The organism is Paenibacillus sp. J5, assembly GCF_054955055.1.
The window spans coordinates 368,295-387,086 of the sequence record NZ_JBUEDD010000006.1 but is presented as its reverse complement, the minus strand read 5'-3'; the positions used below and the strand labels follow the sequence as shown (position 1 = coordinate 387,086).

The 18,792-nt window shown below is 55.6% G+C and carries 19 protein-coding genes; 1 reads left to right on the top strand and 18 read right to left on the bottom strand.

Annotated features, from left to right (window positions below; genetic code table 11):
- Positions 1–233: 233 nt before the first annotated feature.
- Positions 234–818: a hypothetical protein gene (locus ACY1JZ_RS14005; RefSeq protein WP_462629678.1), complete on the bottom strand. Its 585-nt coding sequence runs from the start codon at positions 816–818 to the stop codon at positions 234–236.
- 281 nt (positions 819–1,099) lie between these two features.
- Between ACY1JZ_RS14005 and ACY1JZ_RS14000 the strand changes: the two genes are divergently transcribed.
- Positions 1,100–1,453 (top strand): YgzB family protein, encoded by a 354-nt coding sequence (locus ACY1JZ_RS14000; protein ID WP_270165619.1) that lies wholly within the window; start codon positions 1,100–1,102, stop codon positions 1,451–1,453.
- Positions 1,454–1,561: 108 nt separating this feature from the next.
- Here ACY1JZ_RS14000 and ACY1JZ_RS13995 read toward each other — a convergent pair whose 3' ends face one another.
- The 17 genes from ACY1JZ_RS13995 to ACY1JZ_RS13915 form a co-directional block, all read right to left on the bottom strand.
- Entirely contained in the window at positions 1,562–3,289 is a 1,728-nt protein-coding gene (locus ACY1JZ_RS13995; protein ID WP_462629696.1) for a glycosyl hydrolase family 18 protein, read from the bottom strand.
- A gap of 470 nt (positions 3,290–3,759) precedes the next feature.
- Positions 3,760–4,194, bottom strand: coding sequence for a peroxide-responsive transcriptional repressor PerR (perR, locus tag ACY1JZ_RS13990; RefSeq protein WP_270165621.1), 435 nt, complete (start codon positions 4,192–4,194; stop codon positions 3,760–3,762).
- Positions 4,195–4,322: 128 nt separating this feature from the next.
- Positions 4,323–6,359, bottom strand: a complete 2,037-nt coding sequence (locus ACY1JZ_RS13985; RefSeq protein ID WP_462629677.1) for a DUF4097 family beta strand repeat-containing protein — start codon at positions 6,357–6,359, stop codon at positions 4,323–4,325.
- A 339-nt stretch (positions 6,360–6,698) separates the two neighbouring features.
- Positions 6,699–8,141, bottom strand: coding sequence for an Asp-tRNA(Asn)/Glu-tRNA(Gln) amidotransferase subunit GatB (gatB, locus tag ACY1JZ_RS13980; protein ID WP_270165625.1), 1,443 nt, complete (start codon positions 8,139–8,141; stop codon positions 6,699–6,701).
- A 34-nt stretch (positions 8,142–8,175) separates the two neighbouring features.
- Positions 8,176–9,636 (bottom strand): Asp-tRNA(Asn)/Glu-tRNA(Gln) amidotransferase subunit GatA, encoded by a 1,461-nt coding sequence (gatA, locus tag ACY1JZ_RS13975; RefSeq protein ID WP_270165627.1) that lies wholly within the window; start codon positions 9,634–9,636, stop codon positions 8,176–8,178.
- 33 nt (positions 9,637–9,669) lie between these two features.
- Positions 9,670–9,957, bottom strand: coding sequence for an Asp-tRNA(Asn)/Glu-tRNA(Gln) amidotransferase subunit GatC (gatC, locus tag ACY1JZ_RS13970; RefSeq protein ID WP_270165630.1), 288 nt, complete (start codon positions 9,955–9,957; stop codon positions 9,670–9,672).
- A gap of 227 nt (positions 9,958–10,184) precedes the next feature.
- Positions 10,185–10,562 (bottom strand): ATPase, encoded by a 378-nt coding sequence (locus tag ACY1JZ_RS13965; RefSeq protein ID WP_270165632.1) that lies wholly within the window; start codon positions 10,560–10,562, stop codon positions 10,185–10,187.
- A gap of 237 nt (positions 10,563–10,799) precedes the next feature.
- The gene (locus tag ACY1JZ_RS13960; protein ID WP_462629676.1) at positions 10,800–12,107 is read right to left on the bottom strand and encodes a M24 family metallopeptidase; all 1,308 of its coding nucleotides are present in this window, start codon (positions 12,105–12,107) and stop codon (positions 10,800–10,802) included.
- 62 nt (positions 12,108–12,169) lie between these two features.
- A complete protein-coding gene (locus ACY1JZ_RS13955) occupies positions 12,170–12,655 on the bottom strand; it encodes a hypothetical protein (protein ID WP_270165636.1) in 486 nt (161 codons plus the stop codon).
- Between the two features lie 71 nt (positions 12,656–12,726).
- Entirely contained in the window at positions 12,727–13,152 is a 426-nt protein-coding gene (locus tag ACY1JZ_RS13950; protein WP_270165638.1) for a hypothetical protein, read from the bottom strand.
- Positions 13,149–13,379, bottom strand: coding sequence for a hypothetical protein (locus tag ACY1JZ_RS13945; protein ID WP_270165639.1), 231 nt, complete (start codon positions 13,377–13,379; stop codon positions 13,149–13,151). The genes ACY1JZ_RS13950 and ACY1JZ_RS13945 overlap by 4 nt, the downstream gene beginning before the upstream one ends.
- 12 nt (positions 13,380–13,391) lie before the next feature.
- On the bottom strand, positions 13,392–13,541 hold the full coding sequence (locus tag ACY1JZ_RS13940) for a hypothetical protein (protein WP_270165640.1): 150 nt from the start codon (positions 13,539–13,541) through the stop codon (positions 13,392–13,394).
- 76 nt (positions 13,542–13,617) lie between these two features.
- Positions 13,618–14,487 carry a hypothetical protein gene (locus ACY1JZ_RS13935; protein ID WP_270165641.1) on the bottom strand — a complete coding sequence of 290 codons (870 nt, stop codon included), beginning with the start codon at positions 14,485–14,487 and terminating at the stop codon, positions 13,618–13,620.
- 14 nt (positions 14,488–14,501) lie between these two features.
- Entirely contained in the window at positions 14,502–15,449 is a 948-nt protein-coding gene (locus ACY1JZ_RS13930) for a type II secretion system F family protein (protein WP_270165642.1), read from the bottom strand.
- Entirely contained in the window at positions 15,446–16,906 is a 1,461-nt protein-coding gene (locus ACY1JZ_RS13925) for a CpaF/VirB11 family protein (protein ID WP_270165643.1), read from the bottom strand. Before ACY1JZ_RS13925 ends, ACY1JZ_RS13930 begins: the two co-directional genes overlap by 4 nt.
- Positions 16,903–17,748, bottom strand: a complete 846-nt coding sequence (locus ACY1JZ_RS13920; protein ID WP_270165644.1) for a CpaE/TadZ family protein — start codon at positions 17,746–17,748, stop codon at positions 16,903–16,905. Before ACY1JZ_RS13920 ends, ACY1JZ_RS13925 begins: the two co-directional genes overlap by 4 nt.
- Positions 17,745–18,473, bottom strand: coding sequence for an SAF domain-containing protein (locus ACY1JZ_RS13915; protein ID WP_270165645.1), 729 nt, complete (start codon positions 18,471–18,473; stop codon positions 17,745–17,747). Before ACY1JZ_RS13915 ends, ACY1JZ_RS13920 begins: the two co-directional genes overlap by 4 nt.
- Between the last annotated feature and the right edge of the window lie 319 nt (positions 18,474–18,792).

The following is an 18,792-nucleotide window of genomic DNA, read 5'->3' as shown; positions in this document are numbered from 1 at the left end:
CAACCGCCTATCTTAATGCAAGCTTTTTTTTAAAATCTTTTTTATTTCTTCTTGCTCAGCATTGAAGTCTCTCAAGCGGCGAATATTAATTTACCACATATCGATAAGGTAAGTCAACAGTCGACATGATTTTTTCTAAGATGACGCTCCCCGTACCAAGCAGCGCTTGTGCAGCTACTCATCGCCGCACGCTATACCTGGCACCGGCCGGCCTGTAGACATTCAAGCTATCATCAGACGACTGCCGACAAGCGCAGCTCCAGATCATTGAAGGAACCGTCTGATCCGATAACCGCTACCTCGCGAATGTAACCTTTGGACAGCAGCTTGTTCAGCAGCATATCCAGATCATCCTCAATCCAAGACAGCGACGGATGTGCGCGCAGTTCGTCATAGCTCCACGGCTCCTCCCTGCTGTTCAGTACACGGAATATTAAAGCCGTGCAGGTTTTTAACTTATCCATCATGGCAAACTCGCAGCCTAATAGCACTAGCTTAAGCCGCTGCTCCAACGATTCCGTACTTCCCGTCAACTCCTCATAGAGCTTATGAATACCGGGATGATAACGCCGGATCTGCCGCCACACACTCGCTTTAGGCTTGATTGTTATCTCCGCCAGTTCAATATGCGCCCAATGATGAAGAGCAGCCAGTGTGCTGCTATGGGCGTCAAGCAGGCTCCCGGACTGCATTTCCTCGCGAGCTTGCACATAGGCGTGCGCAAACCCTGCAAATTCAAACAGCAGTCTATGTTCACGCTCCTCCTCGGACGAATCACATCGTGGATGCACCTGTTTCCATACCTCATCGAAATCCAACACCATTTCACCCCGTACCGGGTCACAGCGGACGCCGAGACCCTTATACTATATCTGCAAGCAATCTCCTCGATATTATACTGCTGTCTTCCAAATCGCAGCTCCCATTATATAGCGTTGCCTGCCTGTTTCAGCTATAATGAAATTCTATGGTGTGTTCATGTTCGACACCTTTGTTCCGCTTTCCTGCTTAGCGGTATAGAATTATTCGGAACACCCGCCGCGCTGATCGCGGCCGTAGGTTAACGATGAGGCTTGAAAGTATAGAAAGGATGAAATCTATGTTTTTCAAATCAAGCAAGATTAATGAGTTCCGCCTCTGGGGACTTCTCCTCACCTTGATTGGGATGGGGCTTATGATCTGCGGGACGGCAGGAATCGTCATGTGGGGTCAGGCAGGGAAAATCTTCGCAGGCATCTTTATGGTTATCGGCATGGTGTTCATGATGGGCAGCATGGCCATCTACTTCTGGGCGGGGATGCTCTCCACTAGCGCTGTCATGCTCCAATGTCCCGAGTGCGACCGTCCTACGAAAATGCTAGGCAAGACGGACCGCTGTATGTTTTGCAAAACCAAGCTGACGCTCGATCCGAATCAAGCGACCCACACCCCTCCTAGTGAACCCGCAAGTTAACGAACCCGCCTCTGCTAGGAGGATACACTGCTGAATTCCCCGCCCCGACGGGGGAAATGCTCCCTTACAGAAAGGCTCCCTGCCGCTGATGCAGGGAGCCTTTCTTTTTTATGGCCTGCTCTGCAGCGCCTCATCCAGCACCGGCCAAATGGCAGGCTTCTGGAAGACACGCGCCCACGAGGCGACGCCGCCCAGGTCGTACTTCTTGGCCAGCTCTGCCCGCGCCTTGATAGATACCTCATCCTCCATCCAGATGCGCTTGCGGGCGCCGTCCTCTTGATACTCTATATAATGCTGTCCGGTTGAGGCGTTGAATTCAGGCTGAAGCTGCTTCTCCTCGATCAGCTTGTCCACCGCCTCCATCCCGATCGCCTTGGAAGATACCTTTGTTTTCCCGTCCTCTCCCGCCTGCTCCGTCCATACCCGCGTATAGAGCGGGATGCCCAATATCAGCTTTCGGGACGGTACACCGTCCTCCTCCAAAATACGCTTCACAGATTGCTCCACCCATGGAAGGGAAGCGACCGAGCCGGCTACTGGACTCGAAGCCCAATGCTCATCGTAGGCCATCACCATCATGAAATCGACGACTTTACCCAATGCGGCTCGATCGATAAAGGCCGACCACATCTCGCTGTTTGATTTGGGCGTCACATCCATCGACACAACCAGCCCTTGCTCATGCAGCAGCGGTGTCATCTCCCGCACGAACTGCACCAGATTCTCCTTGTCCTTGGTGTAGACATTCTCAAAATCTATATTAATACCCTGCAGCTTGTAGATTTGAGCATAGGCGATCAATTGCCGAATCATGTTTTGCCTGCTCTCATAGCTGGCCAGCGCCGTGGTTGTCATATCGGGATCAAAGCTGTTGCTGAACAATGCCCACACTTGCATTCCTTTGCCATGTGCCCAATTCACATAGGACTTGTCTGCCTTGCTGCTCAATTGTCCCTTGGCATCCTTCAGGGCAAACCATGTCGGACTGACGACATTAACACCCTCCAGCTCTCCAAGCTTCACCAAATCCGGGTTGCGCGAGTAGACGGCCTCCCATGTCAGGTTGATGCGCTGGCCGTACAGCTTCCAGGCTACAAAAGGCTCCGGCTCCTCCACAGAGGCGGTCGTCTCGATCGCACCCAGTACGACAGCGCTCTTGGCGACATAGCCGATATACCCGGAGGAGGCCTGAACCTTGTACCATCCTTCCTCCTCGCCCCATAGACGCAGCTTCGCTCCACTCTGCAGCGATTCTACGATGGGAGCCTTGATCGTAGGCTGGCTTCTCAGCTCTGTCTCCTGCTTTGCAACACTTCCCGTCTGGATCAGCTCCGCCGCGGCGTGGATCGTTACGATCGAGGACGAAGGCGCATAGTCAAATTGCAGGCCATATAGCTCCTGTAGCGGCTCAAACGGCAAATAAACCGTATCCTCCTGTTTCTCGGCAGCAAAGCTAAGATCAACCTTCTGCTGATTCATCGTCGCCGTCAGCGCATCCGTCTTGAAATGCATAACACTATTAGACGTTGTCAATATAATGGATTCGCTCTCTTCCTCGTAGCGGACCGGCGCGTCTGGCCCTAACAGCTCCTGCACTAGCTTCAACGGCAGCTTAACGCTCTTCCCGCCTTGAGCTACCAATGCTCCGTAGCCTGTAGGCTCTCCTTGGTAGAACAACGGATTGGCCGTGTCGAACACTGGCGTGAGCCGTTCAAAGCTAGGAACGTAATGCTGCCATCCCCAATAGCCACCGCCCGCAACCACACCTATAAAGCATAGAAATAAAAAACCTCCAAACCCGCGCTTTTGCTTCTTCCGCGGTGTCTGCACCCGCATCGTCTCCAACAGCGTTCACTCTCCCTCTGCTTGCGTAAACCAGTTGCCGCTCTAGCAGCGCCTGCTCTCAGACCCGTGTCAAGCCAACATTCAACATCAATCGTTACCTATAAGACTTAGACGAGATAGCACTTCATCACGTTCACTCCTGCCATATCTCTTAGCAGACAAAGACAAAGAATAGGCGCCAGTAGCATCTAAGCGTATGCGGCTTTATCGTCCTTGACTAGCTGGCTACACTAGGTCGTGTCTGAAAACCCGTTCAAGGGCATCTCTCCCCGCCTTTTCGCCCCATGCTGCGTTGCTTTTTCTTGACGTCCCCCCGGTACGCCTGCGAAAAAACGCCTTGCCTGGAACGAAAATTCGGCCAGATCTGTTCCGTTCAGAGTCTTCAGACACGCCCTAAAAAAACGCGCACTAAAGTCGGCCTTCGAGGCTTCCCTTATGTGCGCGTCTTTTGTAAGATACGGTTACTGAACCATGGTTTTGGTGCATTCCTTGCACAAACCGTAAATCTCCATCCGATGACCCTCTACAACAAATCCCGTCTCTTTCGATGCAGCACGCTCGACCTCAAGCAGCGGCGGATAGTCAAAATCAACAATCGTCCCGCATTGCTTGCATATCGCATGATAATGGTCGGACAGATCCGCGTCAAAGCGGCTGGAATCATCGCCGTATGTGAGTTCGCGAACAAGTCCCGCCTCTACAAACAGACGAAGATTGTTGTAAATTGTTGCAACACTCATGCTGGGAAATTTTGGCGATAGCGCCTTGTAAATCTCATCTGCCGTCGGATGAGTCAGCGCATCCATCAAATACGTCAAGATAGCGTGCCGCTGCGGGGTCATCCGGACGCCAGTCATCTTCAATTGTTCCAATGCTTGCTGGACACTAGCACCCATAGCCCTCACGCCTTTCTATAAGCTGATCGGACCCCGCCTCGCTGCAATAGGACTGCTAGGACGGCAATTTCCATTCAACTTATCTTATTTTAGAATTATTATTATTAGCACCATTTTAAGTGTTATGTTTACTGTTTGTCAATGAAAGGCGGGGTCGTGTCCGCAATATATTTCTTCAGGTAAATACTGCTATTGGCATTGACTCGAATATTGTAGCGCCCTTCTCCAAGCGCTCCGCTCACTTTCTTACCGCTCACCTCTAGTGGAAGCTCTGTATAGATTTCGCCGAAGGTGACCGCTCCAAACACCGCATAATCCCCCTGCTCCGGCAGACCTAGCCGAATCTCACCTATGGAGCTGTCCAAATCCCACGGCCCCCCTACTACAGAGCTGGCAGCCTCAATGCTCCCATTCAGTGTATCCGCCTTGACGATGCCAGCGGCCTCATGAATCTCGATCTGCCCATTCTTCGTCTCAGCTTCAACACTGCCTGCGGCATGCTGCACCTGAATCGATCCGTTCACTGTGGATAGGCTCAGATCATCCATCGCACCTGCAACGATGATATTGCCATTATCAATAAGAAGCTTCGAAGCACTGCGCAGCCCCTGCCCCTCGATGCTGCCGCTCTTGACTGTCGCTGACAGCGGCCCTGCGATCTGTTGCAGGTATAAGCGACTGTATGTGGCGTCCACCTCCAGACCACCGTATAACAGCGACCCATCGATTGAGACGGTTCCATTCTGTATTTTCACCTTCATCGCTAGCTGCTGTTCCGGCTCCGTCTTAGCCTGATGACGCTCCTGCTCCTGCTCCTGTGCCTGTTCCTGTCCCTGCTCTATCGAGCCGCTCCCCGCTTCCTCACTAACCGCGAGGCCTCCCCCCTCCTGATCGGCTAATAGGCCGGATTCAGCAGCATTGCCATCTCCAGTACTGGTTGCAGCAGACACTGCATCATCAGTGGACGCTGATGCCTTCTCCAACTCCAACTGGGGCTGCTCCTCTCTCAAGGACTCAGGTTCCCCCTGCGGCTCGGCAGGAGGAGCTTCCTCTACAGCATAGAGAGAGGACGGCAGATATACCGTCATGTTGATCCGCGGCTTCAACTGCTTCTCTCCATATAGCTCGCCTGCCCCCTTAATGAGCAATCGACCGCCCTCCCTGTTCAAGCTGACGCCTGCTGCATCGGCAGCCTGCCGTGCAGCCTCACGGTCGTTCAGGTCAACCCAGACCTCCGATTCCACGCGCACATCCGGCTCGTCTGTGCTTATAACCGTCAGATTGCCGTTCGCATTGACGACCTCGATGAGATGAACCAACTCCTCCGCTGGCTGAAGGCCACCATACAGCGTCTTGCCCTCAAAGCGCTGCCCCTTCTCCTCCGTAAAGCTGCCCTGCTCGTTGTATTCACTCTTGAACTGATCCAACCAGCGGTACGGAATATCGGCCAGTTCAGTGACTGCATAGGAGGTACCCAGGAGCACCACGACGGCGGCCATACCGATCCAATCCATGGATAGCCTCATCTCTTGCTGCCTTCTTCGCACTGCGAATAGCGTAATCTCGATCCCTAGCAGGACGATGCCTACCGGCCACCACTTGGCGATGAAGGCTGCGGAACCGCCGAGAGCCGGCGGGGCTGCCAGCAGATACAGACCGACGGCCAGCAGGCAAGCAGAGGCTGTTCCCCGCCCAAGCCGCGCACGCCCTGCTGCCATGCGCCATGCCAGCCAGATGCCCAGCAGTATGAACGTCACGCCGGGCGCATAGATTCCGGCAGCCTCAAGCCATCCCGTCAGCATAGCTGGCGGGTTCATTAGAATCAGCAGCGCTACTCCGCCCAGCGACAGAGCCATTCCCTGAAGCAGCGTAACCGCTCCGGCAGACTTCTCTTCTGTACATTTTGCAAGCTGCTGCAATGCATCATATACACTATAGAAATAGACCACGGGTACCGTCAGGCCGAGCAGCACCAGCATCAGCAGATGCCTTCCACCCGCCTCATTGGCGTAATAGATCATGGCTGCTACCGCGACAACACTGACCAGCAGCAGATTCAAGCCTCTTGCAGCCCGGCCAAGCAGCATATGGCCGCCTCCGGGGATCAGCAAGGCAAGCAATATCGCAAGCACCCGTCTGCGACGGGATAATGATTGTTCACTCATCTCTCCATCACACTCTCTTTGAATTGCTTTTATTTTACCATAACCTTATCAGGTTGTTGCATAACAGGCAGTCGGAACTGTGCTTGTGACTCTAAATATCAGCGAACAGCACTGATACATGCTCCTATAAATAAAAAAGGCACCCTGCGCAAGCCTTCCGGCTCGTCAGAGTACCTTATCCTTATCCTTTTCCTTTTCCTTATCCGTATCATCATCCTATATCAAGCCAATAAAGGGCTGAACAGGCTGCCCCCGGCATAAACCCACAACTCACGACCAAGCGGGAGGATCGCTCCATGCTCAGGCTGGGGGAGGTGCTGCTTACTTACACAGGGCGACTTACTTGCTCAGGCATTGCTGTAGCAGCTTGTTCACCAGCGCCGGATTCGCCTTGCCGCGAGACTCCTTCATCACCTGGCCGACCAGGAAGCCGATCGCCTTATCCTTGCCTGCTTTGTAGTCCTCGACAGATTGCGGGTTAGCTGCTACCACCTTCTCGACAATGGCCATGATGGCGCCCTCGTCGCTGATTTGTACCAGTCCCTGCTCCTCAACAATCTGCTGCGGCAGCTTGCCGCTCTCCAGCATCGCCTTGAACACAGTCTTGGCGATCTTGCTGCTGATCGTCCCCTTCTCCATCAATCCGATCATCTCGCCGAGGCCCTGCCCTGTAATCTTCACCTGTGACAGCTCCAGATTATTCGCATTGAGATAACCGAGCAGATCGCCCATAATCCAGTTCGATACCGCCTTGGCATCAGCCGTATAGCGCAAGCTTTCCTCGAAGAAATCCGCCAACTGCTTGGAGGCAGTAATGACACCCGCATCATAGGACGGCAGTCCAAATTCGTTCGTGTAGCGTGCTTGACGCGCATCCGGCAGCTCGGGAATCGAGGCGCGCACTCTCGCCTTCCATTCGTCGTCGATGTATAGCTGCACCAGATCCGGGTCCGGGAAGTAGCGGTAGTCATGCGCTTCTTCCTTGCTGCGCATCGAGATCGTCTTCCCTTGCGCCTCATCCCAGCGCCGTGTCTCCTGTACGACCACGCCGCCGCTGTTCAGCACCTCGGCCTGACGCCATTGCTCATATTCGAGGCCACGCTGCACGCCGCGGAATGAGTTCATATTTTTCAGCTCCGTGCGTGTGCCGAACTTCTCCTGTCCATATGGACGAATGCTGATGTTCGCATCACAGCGCAGCGAGCCTTCCTCCATCTTCACATCGGACACATCGCAATAGAGCATGATCGCCTTGAGCTTCTCCAGATAAGCCTTCGCTTCCTCCGGCGTGCGAATGTCCGGCTCGGAGACGATCTCAACGAGCGGGGTGCCAACACGGTTCAGGTCAACCAGCGATGCATAGCCGCCGTCGACATGCGTCAGCTTGCCCGCATCCTCCTCCAGATGGAGGCGGGTGATGCCGATCCGTTTCGTCTTGCCGTCCACCTCGATATCAATCCAGCCATTCTCACCGATCGGCTTGTCATATTGCGAGATTTGATAGGCCTTGGGCGAATCCGGGTAAAAATAATTTTTGCGGTCGAATTTGCTCTCCGTCGCAATCTCGCAGTTAAGCGCCATCGCCGCTTTCATCGCATACTCCACCGCCTGCTTGTTCAGCACCGGCAGCACACCAGGGTGGCCGAGACAGATCGGACACGTATGGGTATTCGGAGCGGCCCCGAAGGCCGCCTTGCAGCCGCAAAAGATTTTGCTGTTGGTGTGCAGCTCTACGTGCACCTCCAGGCCGACTACCGTTTCATATTGAGTCGATTGTGACATCGCTTGGTTCCTCCTGCTTCATGATTTCCGGCGGCTACAGCTGCGGACGCAACGTGTGATGCTCGGTATTTTGTTCATACGCATGCGCTGCGCGCAGCACCGTCGTCTCGTCGAATGCTTTGCCGATAATTTGCAGGCCGACTGGCAGGCCATCCGCCAGGCCGCACGGCACGCTGATCGCCGGTACACCGGCCAGGCTGACCGGAATTGTACAAATATCGTTCAGATACATCGTTAACGGATCATTGACCTGTGCGCCCAGCTTGAAGGCAGGCGTAGGGGCCGTTGGTCCGATAATGACGTCATAGGATTGGAACGCCTCGTCAAAATCCTGCTTGATGAGTGTGCGCACCTTCTGTGCTTTCAAATAGTACGCATCGTAATAGCCGGAGCTGAGCGCGTAGGTGCCCAGCATAATACGGCGCTTCACCTCAGGCCCGAAGCCTTGACTGCGCGATTTGCGGTACAGGTCAAGCAGATTGTCCGGGTTATCCGCCCGCACGCCATAGCGCACGCCATCGAAGCGAGCCAGGTTCGAGGACGCCTCAGAGGAAGCCAGCAGGTAATAGGTCGCAATCGCATACTCTGTATGCGGCAGCGAGATTTCCTCCCAGGTCGCGCCAAGCGATTCATACACCTTCAGCGCTGACAGCACGGCCTCCTTCACTTGCGGGTCAATGCCTTCACCCAGATATTCCTTCGGCACGCCGATGCGAAGTCCCTTGACGTCGCCTGTCAGTGCAGAGGTGTAGTCTGGAATATCTACCTTCGCAGAGGTTGAATCCATCTCATCATAGCCTGCAATCGCCTGCAATACGTAAGCAGAGTCCTCAACATTTTTGGTAATCGGGCCGATCTGATCGAGCGAGGACGCGAAGGCGACAAGTCCGAAGCGCGACACCAGTCCATAGGTTGGCTTCAAGCCGACAACGCCGCAGTAGGACGCTGGCTGGCGAATCGAGCCGCCCGTATCGGAGCCAAGCGCAAAATAGACCTGTCCTGCCGCTACCGACGCTGCCGAGCCGCCGCTGGAGCCACCTGGAACATATTCGGTATTCCACGGATTGCGGGTCGGGTAGTAGCTCGAATTCTCATTGGAGCCGCCCATTGCGAACTCGTCCATATTCAGCTTGCCGATCGTAACGGCCTGCGCAGACTTGAGCTTGCGCGACACCGTCGCATCATAGATCGGATTATAGTTGCTCAGAAATTGGCTAGCACAGGTCGTGAGCAGATTTTCGGTAACGATATTGTCCTTGATGCCCGCAGGCAGTCCGAACAACAGCCCCCGCTCGCTGTCCGCAGCCAGCAGCTTGTCCAGCTCCGCCGCATCGCTGCGAGCTTGCTCTTCATTTAATGTCAGGAACGCCTTGATCGTCGAATCGGTATCTGCAATTCTTTTGTAGGATGCGTCAGTCAGCTCCGCAACGGACACCTCCTTGCGAATCAGCTTGCTATGTACATCCTGCAGGCGCAAATCAAACGGTGATGCCAACAGTAGTTCCTCCCTTCAATATCTCGCTTGTAGCTATTCCAAAACGGCAGGCACGCGGAATTGACCCTCATCCTCATCAGGGGCGTTGCGCATCGCCTTCTCCACCCCGACAGACGGACGGGATACATCCTCGCGCATGACATTGGTGATCGGCTGCACATGGCTGGTTGGCGGAACATTGTCCGTATCAAGCTCGCCTAGCTTCTCCGCGTATTTCAAGATGGCGTTCAACTGACCGGTGAACTGCTCCTTCTCTGCCTCCGACAGCTCAAGCCGGGCAAGCGCAGCGACATGCTCTACATCCTTGATCGTTATGCTCATTTGCTACTCCTCCTTTTCCTACCCTGAACCTCAATGTTCCCATTATAGCCTAGAAGTATGGTGAAAAACTAGCCGTTTGCCCGGCAAAAAAGATAGCCTCCCTTCTCCACCCTCCCGGATGTAGAAAAGAAGCTATCATTATGACTTCCAGCAGCCCTGCCGCATTCACCTGCAGCGCGTCCAGACTCATCCGCCCGCGCCCATGTCTGTTGCAGAGCCATCACTTCTCAGATCCACGCCTTCAAATTAATCTGCTTCACAAAATCCTCCGGCTTGGCCTGCGCCGCCGTCTCCGGCTCGTCTGCCTCACCCTCATCCCCATTCATGATCCGCTTGAATAGCGCCTCATTATGAGTAGCCAGCGCAAAATCAATCAGCGCTTCGCGCTCCACGCGGGCAACCTCATTTTGAATAATCACTTCTTCCAGCTCCAGATCAACGCTCGGCACAAAAAAGTTCTTGTTCACTTGCGGAATGCGCACCACATAGTCAAATGCATTATCTGCATTGCGGTCATACGCAATTATATAGCCATACTCCCCTACAGGGAGGTTCTGTTCGAATTTGTCTCCGATAACGATGACCCTCTGGCCCAGCTTCCACATCGCCATCCGCCCCCTATCCTAGCAGCTCCCTACCACTTTGCCTACCGCATCCTGTAGCTGCACATCAACAATCAGCAGTGAATATAGCTAAAGATGATAGATTATGTATCTATCCTACTAAAAAAAGATAGCGGTGTCCAATCGGTGACGATGATAAATCTGCTCCGTTCATGCGATCATACGGTTCACGATCATACGGTTCAATGCGTTCACGATTCCTAAGTGGATGACTGCTGACTACTCATGTCTGCTGCGTGGCAATATAATCAGTTCTTCCGAGGTGCGCGTCAGCGCTACCGGGCCATCATCTGTAATGAGATACGTATTCTCGATGCCGACGACCCCCTTGCCCGGAAATGTGAACTTAGGCTCCACCGCCAGCACCATTCCCGCAGCGAGCGGCGTGGCGAACCCTGCGGCGAGCACCGGCCATTCGTCGATCTCCAGCCCGATGCCATGGCCGAGGAAGCGAACCTGATCCGCGCCGCAGCCCATAAAATGCGCGCCCAGCCCCGCCTCATCGGCAAGCCGCAGAGCCTGCTCATAGACCGCTTCACAGGATACGCCAGGCCGCAGCATCTGCTCCGTCCTCCTGATGATCGAGACTGCCGTCTCATAGGCCTGGAGCAGCTCCTCCGGCAGTGAGCCGATAACCGCTGTCCGGGTCTGGTCGATCACATAACCGTCGATGCAGCAGCCAATATCGATCAGTATCGGCTCATCCTCTGCCAGCAGCTTGCGGCTGACGCTCTGAGGAGCCGCAGGCCCCAGCCCGCGGCCTCCTGCCGGCCCGTCAAAATAGGACGGCTCGGCGGCAGCCTCGCCCGATCCGACCATGCCCGTCATAATCTCCTGATTATAGCCGCGCATCCGCATGAGGCCGATATGCCCTCTGCGGCGCAGCTCCAGCTCCAGCAGCGCCATCCATTCCAGCTCCTGCATGCCTGCGCGCATAGCAGGCAGCGCGGCGGCGAGCGCCTCATCCACTACCGCTGCGGCGGCGGCGATCCGCTCGACCTCCACATCCGACTTGATCATCCGCAGGCTGCGCATGAGTGGCGAGCCGTCCGTCAGCTTTATATGAGCCGCGCCCGCATTCAGCACTTCGTTCAGCTTCAGATAGAGCTGAGCTGGCAGTACATCCAGCTCCGTCGCAATCCGAAGCTGCTGCCCCCCGCCTAGAAGCTGCGGATAATCGGCTGCAAGCGTGGCCGCAAAGCTGCGGAAGGAGCCTAGCGAAGTGGTTCGCACAGCCGATTCCGCAACGGCCCTGGCGACACTTCTGCGCACATAATAGGTCGGCTCTCCTGCCGCCGGTACCAGCAGATAGCCGGCCTGCATCGAACCGGTCAGATAATACAGGTCTACATTTTGCGTGACGAGATAGGCGTCCAACTGTGCTGCACATAACGACTGCTGCAGCCGTCGAATCCGGCTCTCCGGCTCTGTGAGGCCTGTCAATGGCGCGGGCTCACGGCTCCCCTCTACCTCTTCGCCCTCTCTCTCAACTCGACTTGTATCCAGGCTCCGTTGCTCGTCTGCCATCGCTTCGCACCCTTTCCTCTCTAATTTCCCTCCCTTCATTAGAGCAAGTTTGTGACACCCCGTCAACCTGGCAACAATTCAGCCACCCCCTTAACCTTCCATTCAATCGGCTCCAACACCGTGAACGCACGCGGATAACGGAACAATGCGATAATGACTACGCCTGGCCCTTGAAGCGTCACCTCGAACTGATGCGCCTCCGAACGATAGCGATAGGGAAAGCTGGTGTCTCCATCAATAATATCGAACACCACAATCTCCGGCTCGGCGCTCAGCAGCGAACCGGGCAGCGGCTCCCCTGCTTCATTCAGCCCCAGATTATAGCGCATATAATCTGTAGCCGCTTCTGTTGCCTCCCGCCGATCAATCACAATCCGCCCGCCTGCCAGCTCCTGTGAGTCCAACTGCTGAGCAGCGGCATGAGCAGCCCGGTTCACCGCATGCTTGCTATGGAATAAGGTCTGGATCGCCATCTCCTCATCCAGTTGAAGCACATGAAGCAGCATCCATACCACCATCATGAGCGGTATGAGCAGCAGCTTGTACATCCTGCCCCTCCCTTCGTTCTATCCTTGCAGGCTCACTCTGACGGCCTGCGGCCTGCTGTATCATCCGTCCACTACCGCATATATTCACTCATCTTGAGCCCTCTTGCGCCCATCAGAGAGTCGGGAGACGGCGGCTCCAGGCCGATCAGACGGTCGATCTCCAGCAGCCGCTCATAAGGGTAGCGGATCGTCAGCATCAGCCCCGTGCCACGCTGCAGAGGAGCCTCTGGATTGTCGGCGGGCTGGCCGCTGGTGGAAGCCAGCTCGTAGACGAGCAGCTCCGGCTTCATGCCGAGCTCGGCCAGTCTCGCCCGCGACTGCTCCACCATCGCCTCGCTTATATAGCCACGTTCACCGCTCGCTCCAACCTCCAGCAGATAGTCCACTTCCTTTTGCAGTACCGCCTGTCGGACAATGAACACATGCTTATAGATCGGAGCGAACATGAACCAGCACATCATAGCCGACATCAACACAAATGCTAGCAATGATTTCATGGGTCTGTCTCCTTGATTCTTTTGCTCATCGCTGCCCCGCTATCCCGGATGACATCCTTCCCGTCTTGTCCGCTTCCGTACAGACCGGTATAGAGGGCAAGGGCAGCGACCAGCAGCAGCGTGCTGATCAGCAGGGAACGCATCGCGCTTCTCTTCTCCTTTCTTCCGTTGGCAGCCTGAGTGCCTGCCGGTATACCATCTCCGGCAAGCGACCAGCCCGCCAGCATAGCTACGCATTGCTATGGCGTCATTGCACTGATCTTGGCATTGGCAGCATTGCCCTGGCTCTGAATTTGTGCCTGTGTGCCTGTGCTGCTCTGAGTAATAATGCCGTTGAACAGCAACACGACAACGACCAGCATCATTACCGTCATCAAAATGTTTCTCACCGCCCTCACCTCCTCTCATCGCATTCTTTGCCATCGGGAAGCAGACCTCTCTTGCGCACCAGCTATAGAAGCCAACCTACGAATTCAGCGTCTGAAACAGCTTTTGCGCCTCCTGCACCCACGGGAAAATAAAAATTTGAAACATGTACAAAATCGGCACGCCTGCCAGCACGAACAGCAGGTACGAAGCACTCTCCTTGCGGCTCTCCTTGGCCAGATCCAGCTTCTCCTTGTAATCGTGAATCCTCTCTCGCAGGAGGCGGTAATATTCCTCGCTCTCGTGCAGCCGCAAAGAGTGGATTGTCTCTGTGAAGCTAAGCCCCTCCTCGGTTCCGATACGCTGCTTGAAGCGGTTCATCGCTCCTTCGGCGTCATGATACCATTCACCAAGCAGCCGTTGCAGCTCGCCCCGCAGCACTCTGGCATAAGGAAGGCAGCGCATCAGCTTGGTATGAATATTCAGAGACGAGCCAGCCAGATAGAGCAACTGATTGCTGATCGTATAGATTTCCTTGGTCATCCGCTCTGCTCGCCATTTCTTCATGCTCTCCAGCATCGGCTTATCCACCAGCAGCAGAGCGGAGGCAGCGGCAGCCCCGGAGTAAACCGCAGGCGCCAGCCCATGCCGGTAGCCCAGGATCGCAGCGGCAGGCAGCAGCACCAGCAGCAATTGGCGCACCAGCACATACAGGGCGGGGTCCCACTGGTATCCGATGCCTGCCAGCAGTGCCTCCCGCTCCTTAAATGCGGCTCCCATGCGGCTCAGACCGAGCGCGTTCAGCAATCCCGCCGGCACCTGGTGCCGGGATGCAGTTGAGCCGGTTCCCAGATGCAGCCAGCGGGGCGGGCGCAGCAGCATCGCCCGCAGCAGTGCTCCAATACAGATGACGCCCAGCACATATTGCCCCGCTAACGCTGCCCACATCACATATCTCGCAGCCTCCATCATGCAGACCCCCTTTACATTTTTTTGCGGGATAGATACAGACCCATAATGAAGGACACTACAATCAGTACAGCCGCATTCAGCAGCATATCTCTTCCTTTGGGGTCGAGCACATAGTAATAGTAGGCCTGCTCCGGGTTGTAATGCAGATTAATGCCGACGAATAGCGCAAGGAACAGAATCGGTGTAAAATTTGCAATCCGAATCTCCAGCAGTCGGTTCCTCTCCTGCTGATTGGCTCGCCGAGCCTTGCGCATGTCCGTAATCAGCTCCTTGAGGTTGTCCGTCACCGCATGTCCCTCTGCCAGCGCCACCCGCAAAATTTGCACATAATAATCAGCCCAGACATGCCCAAGCGAGGCCGCAAAGATTCGCAGGCTGGCCTCATCATCTCCTCTGACGGATAGATTGCGGTACAGTTGCTCGAATACGGACTGAATCGGTCCGAGCAGCCGCTTCTCCTCTACTGTCCGCTGGAGCGCGCTGCGAATGTTCCGCTCGCCGGTAATCAGGTAGCATTGATAGAACAGCTCCACCGCCGGCAAAAAATCAAGCTGCGTCTTGAGCTGCCGCTGAGCAAGCGACATGCGCAGCCACAGATACGGAGCCGCTCCCAGCAGCAGGCTGAACAGCACAATTCCCCTTGCACTTTGGAAGAAGACAGCACCGCTTCCAGCTCCAACAATCGTCAATGTCACAGACAGACCTGCGAAGCCCACTGGCTGCAATGGCCAACGCATGGATTCTAGCAGATCCGACAAATGGCGGTAAGGCGTCTCATAACGGGCCAGCCACCTAGCTAGCCTGTTGATCAGCCGTGCATCCTGCCTGTAGGTCAGCCGATCCTGCCGAACCTCCTGATCTGCCATCCTGCGAAACAACAGGTACAACAATGCACAAAGAGCAATGAACAGCAGTGCAGCGGGCAGCCACGGCCCGGCAAGAATTACAGCCGCATTCATGGCCGTCCTCCTCCAGGGAAGCTAGGGGCTTCCCGTCCTGGCAGCTTCATCGCCTCCAGCTCCTCCGGCTTCACCCGTGAGGATGCGTCCCCTGTCTGCTCCGCGAGTGCCAACTGGGCCGCGCTCTTCATCGCTGCCAGCTCCCCCGACACTGTCCAGCTCCCGGACGCCCGCTCATAGCGTACCCAGTCATGAACCTCCGCCTGTCCGTTATGCCAATACAGTCTGCCGATTCTGGCAATGCGCCGCTTGCCGTCTAGCTGACGCATCTCGATGCCGACCTGCGCTACATATTCGGTGATGCGCTTCATTAGCCGTTCCGGGTTCATCGACCGTCCGTCCAGCATGCACATATCGGTGATGGCCTCTGGCACATCCTCCAACGTGTTGGCGTGGACAGTCGTCATACTGCCCGAGTGCCCGCGAGTGCAGGCCCGCACATAGATATTCGCATCGTCATCCCTGATCTCTGCGTGAATGATCCGCTGGGGCGACTGCCGGAGCGCCAGCTTGAACGCTTGCGCCGCGCTATGCTGGCTGTCCTCATCCGTCTCGTATTCCACAATGTTTTTGCTGGGAAAATCACGCCGCAGCCGCATCTCCAGACGGCTTTCAATGGTGATGATGCGTTCCTCGTCCGGCAACTGCGCAATGAGCGACTTGATGAGGTGCGTCTTGCCAGCATTGGTCGGCCCAATAATGACGATGTTCAGGCGCGCTTGCAAAATATGCAGTATCACCTCCAGCACCTGCTCGCTCATCGTCTGCACCTCCGGTCGGCACAGGCTGCTCAGCTCAAAGCGCCGCACAGTGTAGAACCTCAGTGTAAGCGTGGGCTCAGACGTGAAGCCGAAGCCTGTCATCGTCACCCGCGTGCCGTCGGACAGCATCACCTCCGCCCAGCGCTTGCGCGGATTAATGCGGTCATTATTGTAGAGCACCAGATTTTGCTGAATCCGATGTACATCCATAATCGAGTCGAAGGCATAGGCGGAGGGCGCCGCATAGCCGTCCCGCACCTCAAATATGCGCGTCCCGACGACCTGAATCTCCTCCAGCCCTTCCCGACTTTGCAGCACCAGCTCCAGCACATGCAGCCCGATCACCTCGGCGAACAATGCCTCGGCGAGCGTCGGATACGGATGCAGATAGCCTGGAAGCTGATGGATACGCTCACGGATGAGCTTATCCGTAATCATCGCCAGCACCTCCTCCCGCTCCTGCTTAAATCCGAGTACAGCACGGTTGAGCCGTTCATTATGCTGGCGGCGCTCCTCCTCTGAGGAGCCTCTGGGGGCAGCGAGATAACCGCGCACCTCCTCAGCCAGTCGGGCAAAGGTCTGCTCGGGGCCGACCGACAGCCGCGATTGCAAAGGGGTGTCGCTAACCTGCTCAGCGCCAAGCTTGGCTGCATATTCTGTCGGAGAGAAGCGCCCTCCTGCAGCCGCGCCCGTCATACCTCCGCTCCGTTGCGGAGCGCTGCCAGCCTGCGGTACCAAGGCTGCTTCTTCTTCTCGCTCCCGCGCTGCAGCGCGTAGGTGCGGCTGATCAGCTCGGCTGTCGGCTTCATCGCCAGCCGCCCTTGCTTGTCTGAACGCAGCCATTCCTCCAGTCTGCCGCTATCAAGCTGCATCAGCAGCGACTCGTTCATGCGAAGCTGCTCCGCTACAGGAATGCCAATCTCTTTGCGTATATCTCTCACTGGAAATCCTCCATTTCTCCATGGCGGGGATATGATGATCCCTTTATAATCAGTTGGCGCGATGCCAAACAGAGGCGAGACCTGATAAATCCAACGTTTCCCATCCTCTTGAAAGCTCGCTAGCGCCGGCGTTGTCGTCAGTAGTCTCAGACCTGCACGACGCAGGACAGCAATCGTCGCCGCGTTATCCCAATACGCACTCACGTCAGCAACGACTGCGGAGTATGAGCCAAGCCCTATGTCGAGCAGCAGCTCCACCTCCTGCGGCGTAAAATATTCAGCCTGATCCCGCAGCATGTTGCCAAATAACACATGCAGACGGGGGTTGTCCGGAAGCGGATAGAGCGAGCTGGCCAATCTGCCCGGGGTCAAGGCGCCCGACAGCAGCTCAGGACGCAACTGGTCAAGCGTCATTCCCGGACGGTCAATGCCCAGATAGCGGTGCAGCTTGGCACTCTTCAGATTCAGATCCAGATACAATATCCTTCCCTCATGCTCCTCCGCCAGCCGGTAAGCGGCGGCAAATGCTGCGCAGGTCGTTCCGATATTCGGTGTTGTTCCGACAAACCCGATGAGCGGCGCGAGATTCGCTGTCATGGATTCACCTCCCCCTCTGCATTCCTGTCCGGCTCGAAGGACAGCGGGCTGAAGGCAATGACCAGCTTCGCTTCGCCCTCCTTGCACAGACGATCAATCGCCAGCCACTGCTCCTCCGTCAGATTGAGATTGATCGAATCGATCATCGCATTCGCATCCCGTCGCGAGGCATACATCCCCTGCTTGTTCCCGGCCGCCATCGACAGCACATTCGGGTTGGCCGGGTCGTCTACCTCCTGGTTGCCGGAGCTCTTCACGGAAGCCACCGTGACCAATTCGGGGAACATGCGGACAGAGTCCGACGCTGTGCCCGATAGGTACAGAATCACCTTGTCCCCGGCACGAATCCCGTTGGATACGGACAATACATAGTCTCGGGGAATCTGAAAGGTGGCCTCAGCACGCCCCGGAAGCAGCCTGTACGGGCTGATCTTCCAATCCAGAATAGGCTCGCCCGCACCGAGCGGAACGGCGGTCTCCATCCCCAGCGCCAGCGACGGGTCTGTTAACATCTCGCTGCTATAGCCTGAACGCGGGATAGCCGCAACGGTAATCATATCGCCCGTAATTCGTTCCCCTGTGCTAATGAAGCGGGAGGGCACCAGCACTTCGATCATCTCTTGCATCATCATTTGTCTGGCCTGGAACTGGTACATGGCATAGACCAGCAGTGCCGACAGCAGGGCAGCAACAGCTCCAATCCACATATTTCGTCTACGATTCATTACGCCTCCTCAGCAAATCCCCCACGCTAGCAGCCTACGCTTCCTCCTGTAGCACCCTACACACGCAGATATTAGGGGGATAAAGGCAGAAAACGCAAAAAAGAACGCAGCAGGGCAGCACCCGTGCTTGCGTTCTTCGCATAGCGGCAGAATAGTATAGACATTATATATTGCTGTGTTTATATTACCAGCATTTCCATCGTCTGTCTACCCTTTTTTTGTATGTCGATCGTATGATTCAAAACCTCAGCTCCTTCTCTTCACGAACCTTCACTCAAGCATTTGCTATTGTCCGTGCTTATGGTATAGTCTTGTTCAG

Bases quoted from the DNA above. Each gene is read 5' to 3' on its own strand.
- ACY1JZ_RS14000 (WP_270165619.1), top strand. From the start codon at position 1,100: ATGTTTTTCAAATCAAGCAAGATTAATGAGTTCCGCCTCTGGGGACTT.
- ACY1JZ_RS13995 (WP_462629696.1), bottom strand. From the start codon at position 3,289: ATGCGGGTGCAGACACCGCGGAAGAAGCAAAAGCGCGGGTTTGGAGGT.
- perR (WP_270165621.1), bottom strand. From the start codon at position 4,194: ATGGGTGCTAGTGTCCAGCAAGCATTGGAACAATTGAAGATGACTGGC.
- ACY1JZ_RS13985 (WP_462629677.1), bottom strand. From the start codon at position 6,359: ATGAGTGAACAATCATTATCCCGTCGCAGACGGGTGCTTGCGATATTG.
- gatB (WP_270165625.1), bottom strand. From the start codon at position 8,141: ATGTCACAATCGACTCAATATGAAACGGTAGTCGGCCTGGAGGTGCAC.
- gatC (WP_270165630.1), bottom strand. From the start codon at position 9,957: ATGAGCATAACGATCAAGGATGTAGAGCATGTCGCTGCGCTTGCCCGG.
- ACY1JZ_RS13965 (WP_270165632.1), bottom strand. From the start codon at position 10,562: ATGTGGAAGCTGGGCCAGAGGGTCATCGTTATCGGAGACAAATTCGAA.
- ACY1JZ_RS13960 (WP_462629676.1), bottom strand. From the start codon at position 12,107: ATGGCAGACGAGCAACGGAGCCTGGATACAAGTCGAGTTGAGAGAGAG.
- ACY1JZ_RS13955 (WP_270165636.1), bottom strand. From the start codon at position 12,655: ATGTACAAGCTGCTGCTCATACCGCTCATGATGGTGGTATGGATGCTG.
- ACY1JZ_RS13950 (WP_270165638.1), bottom strand. From the start codon at position 13,152: ATGAAATCATTGCTAGCATTTGTGTTGATGTCGGCTATGATGTGCTGG.
- ACY1JZ_RS13945 (WP_270165639.1), bottom strand. From the start codon at position 13,379: ATGCTGGCGGGCTGGTCGCTTGCCGGAGATGGTATACCGGCAGGCACT.
- ACY1JZ_RS13935 (WP_270165641.1), bottom strand. From the start codon at position 14,487: ATGGAGGCTGCGAGATATGTGATGTGGGCAGCGTTAGCGGGGCAATAT.
- ACY1JZ_RS13930 (WP_270165642.1), bottom strand. From the start codon at position 15,449: ATGAATGCGGCTGTAATTCTTGCCGGGCCGTGGCTGCCCGCTGCACTG.
- ACY1JZ_RS13925 (WP_270165643.1), bottom strand. From the start codon at position 16,906: ATGACGGGCGCGGCTGCAGGAGGGCGCTTCTCTCCGACAGAATATGCA.
- ACY1JZ_RS13920 (WP_270165644.1), bottom strand. From the start codon at position 17,748: ATGACAGCGAATCTCGCGCCGCTCATCGGGTTTGTCGGAACAACACCG.
- ACY1JZ_RS13915 (WP_270165645.1), bottom strand. From the start codon at position 18,473: ATGAATCGTAGACGAAATATGTGGATTGGAGCTGTTGCTGCCCTGCTG.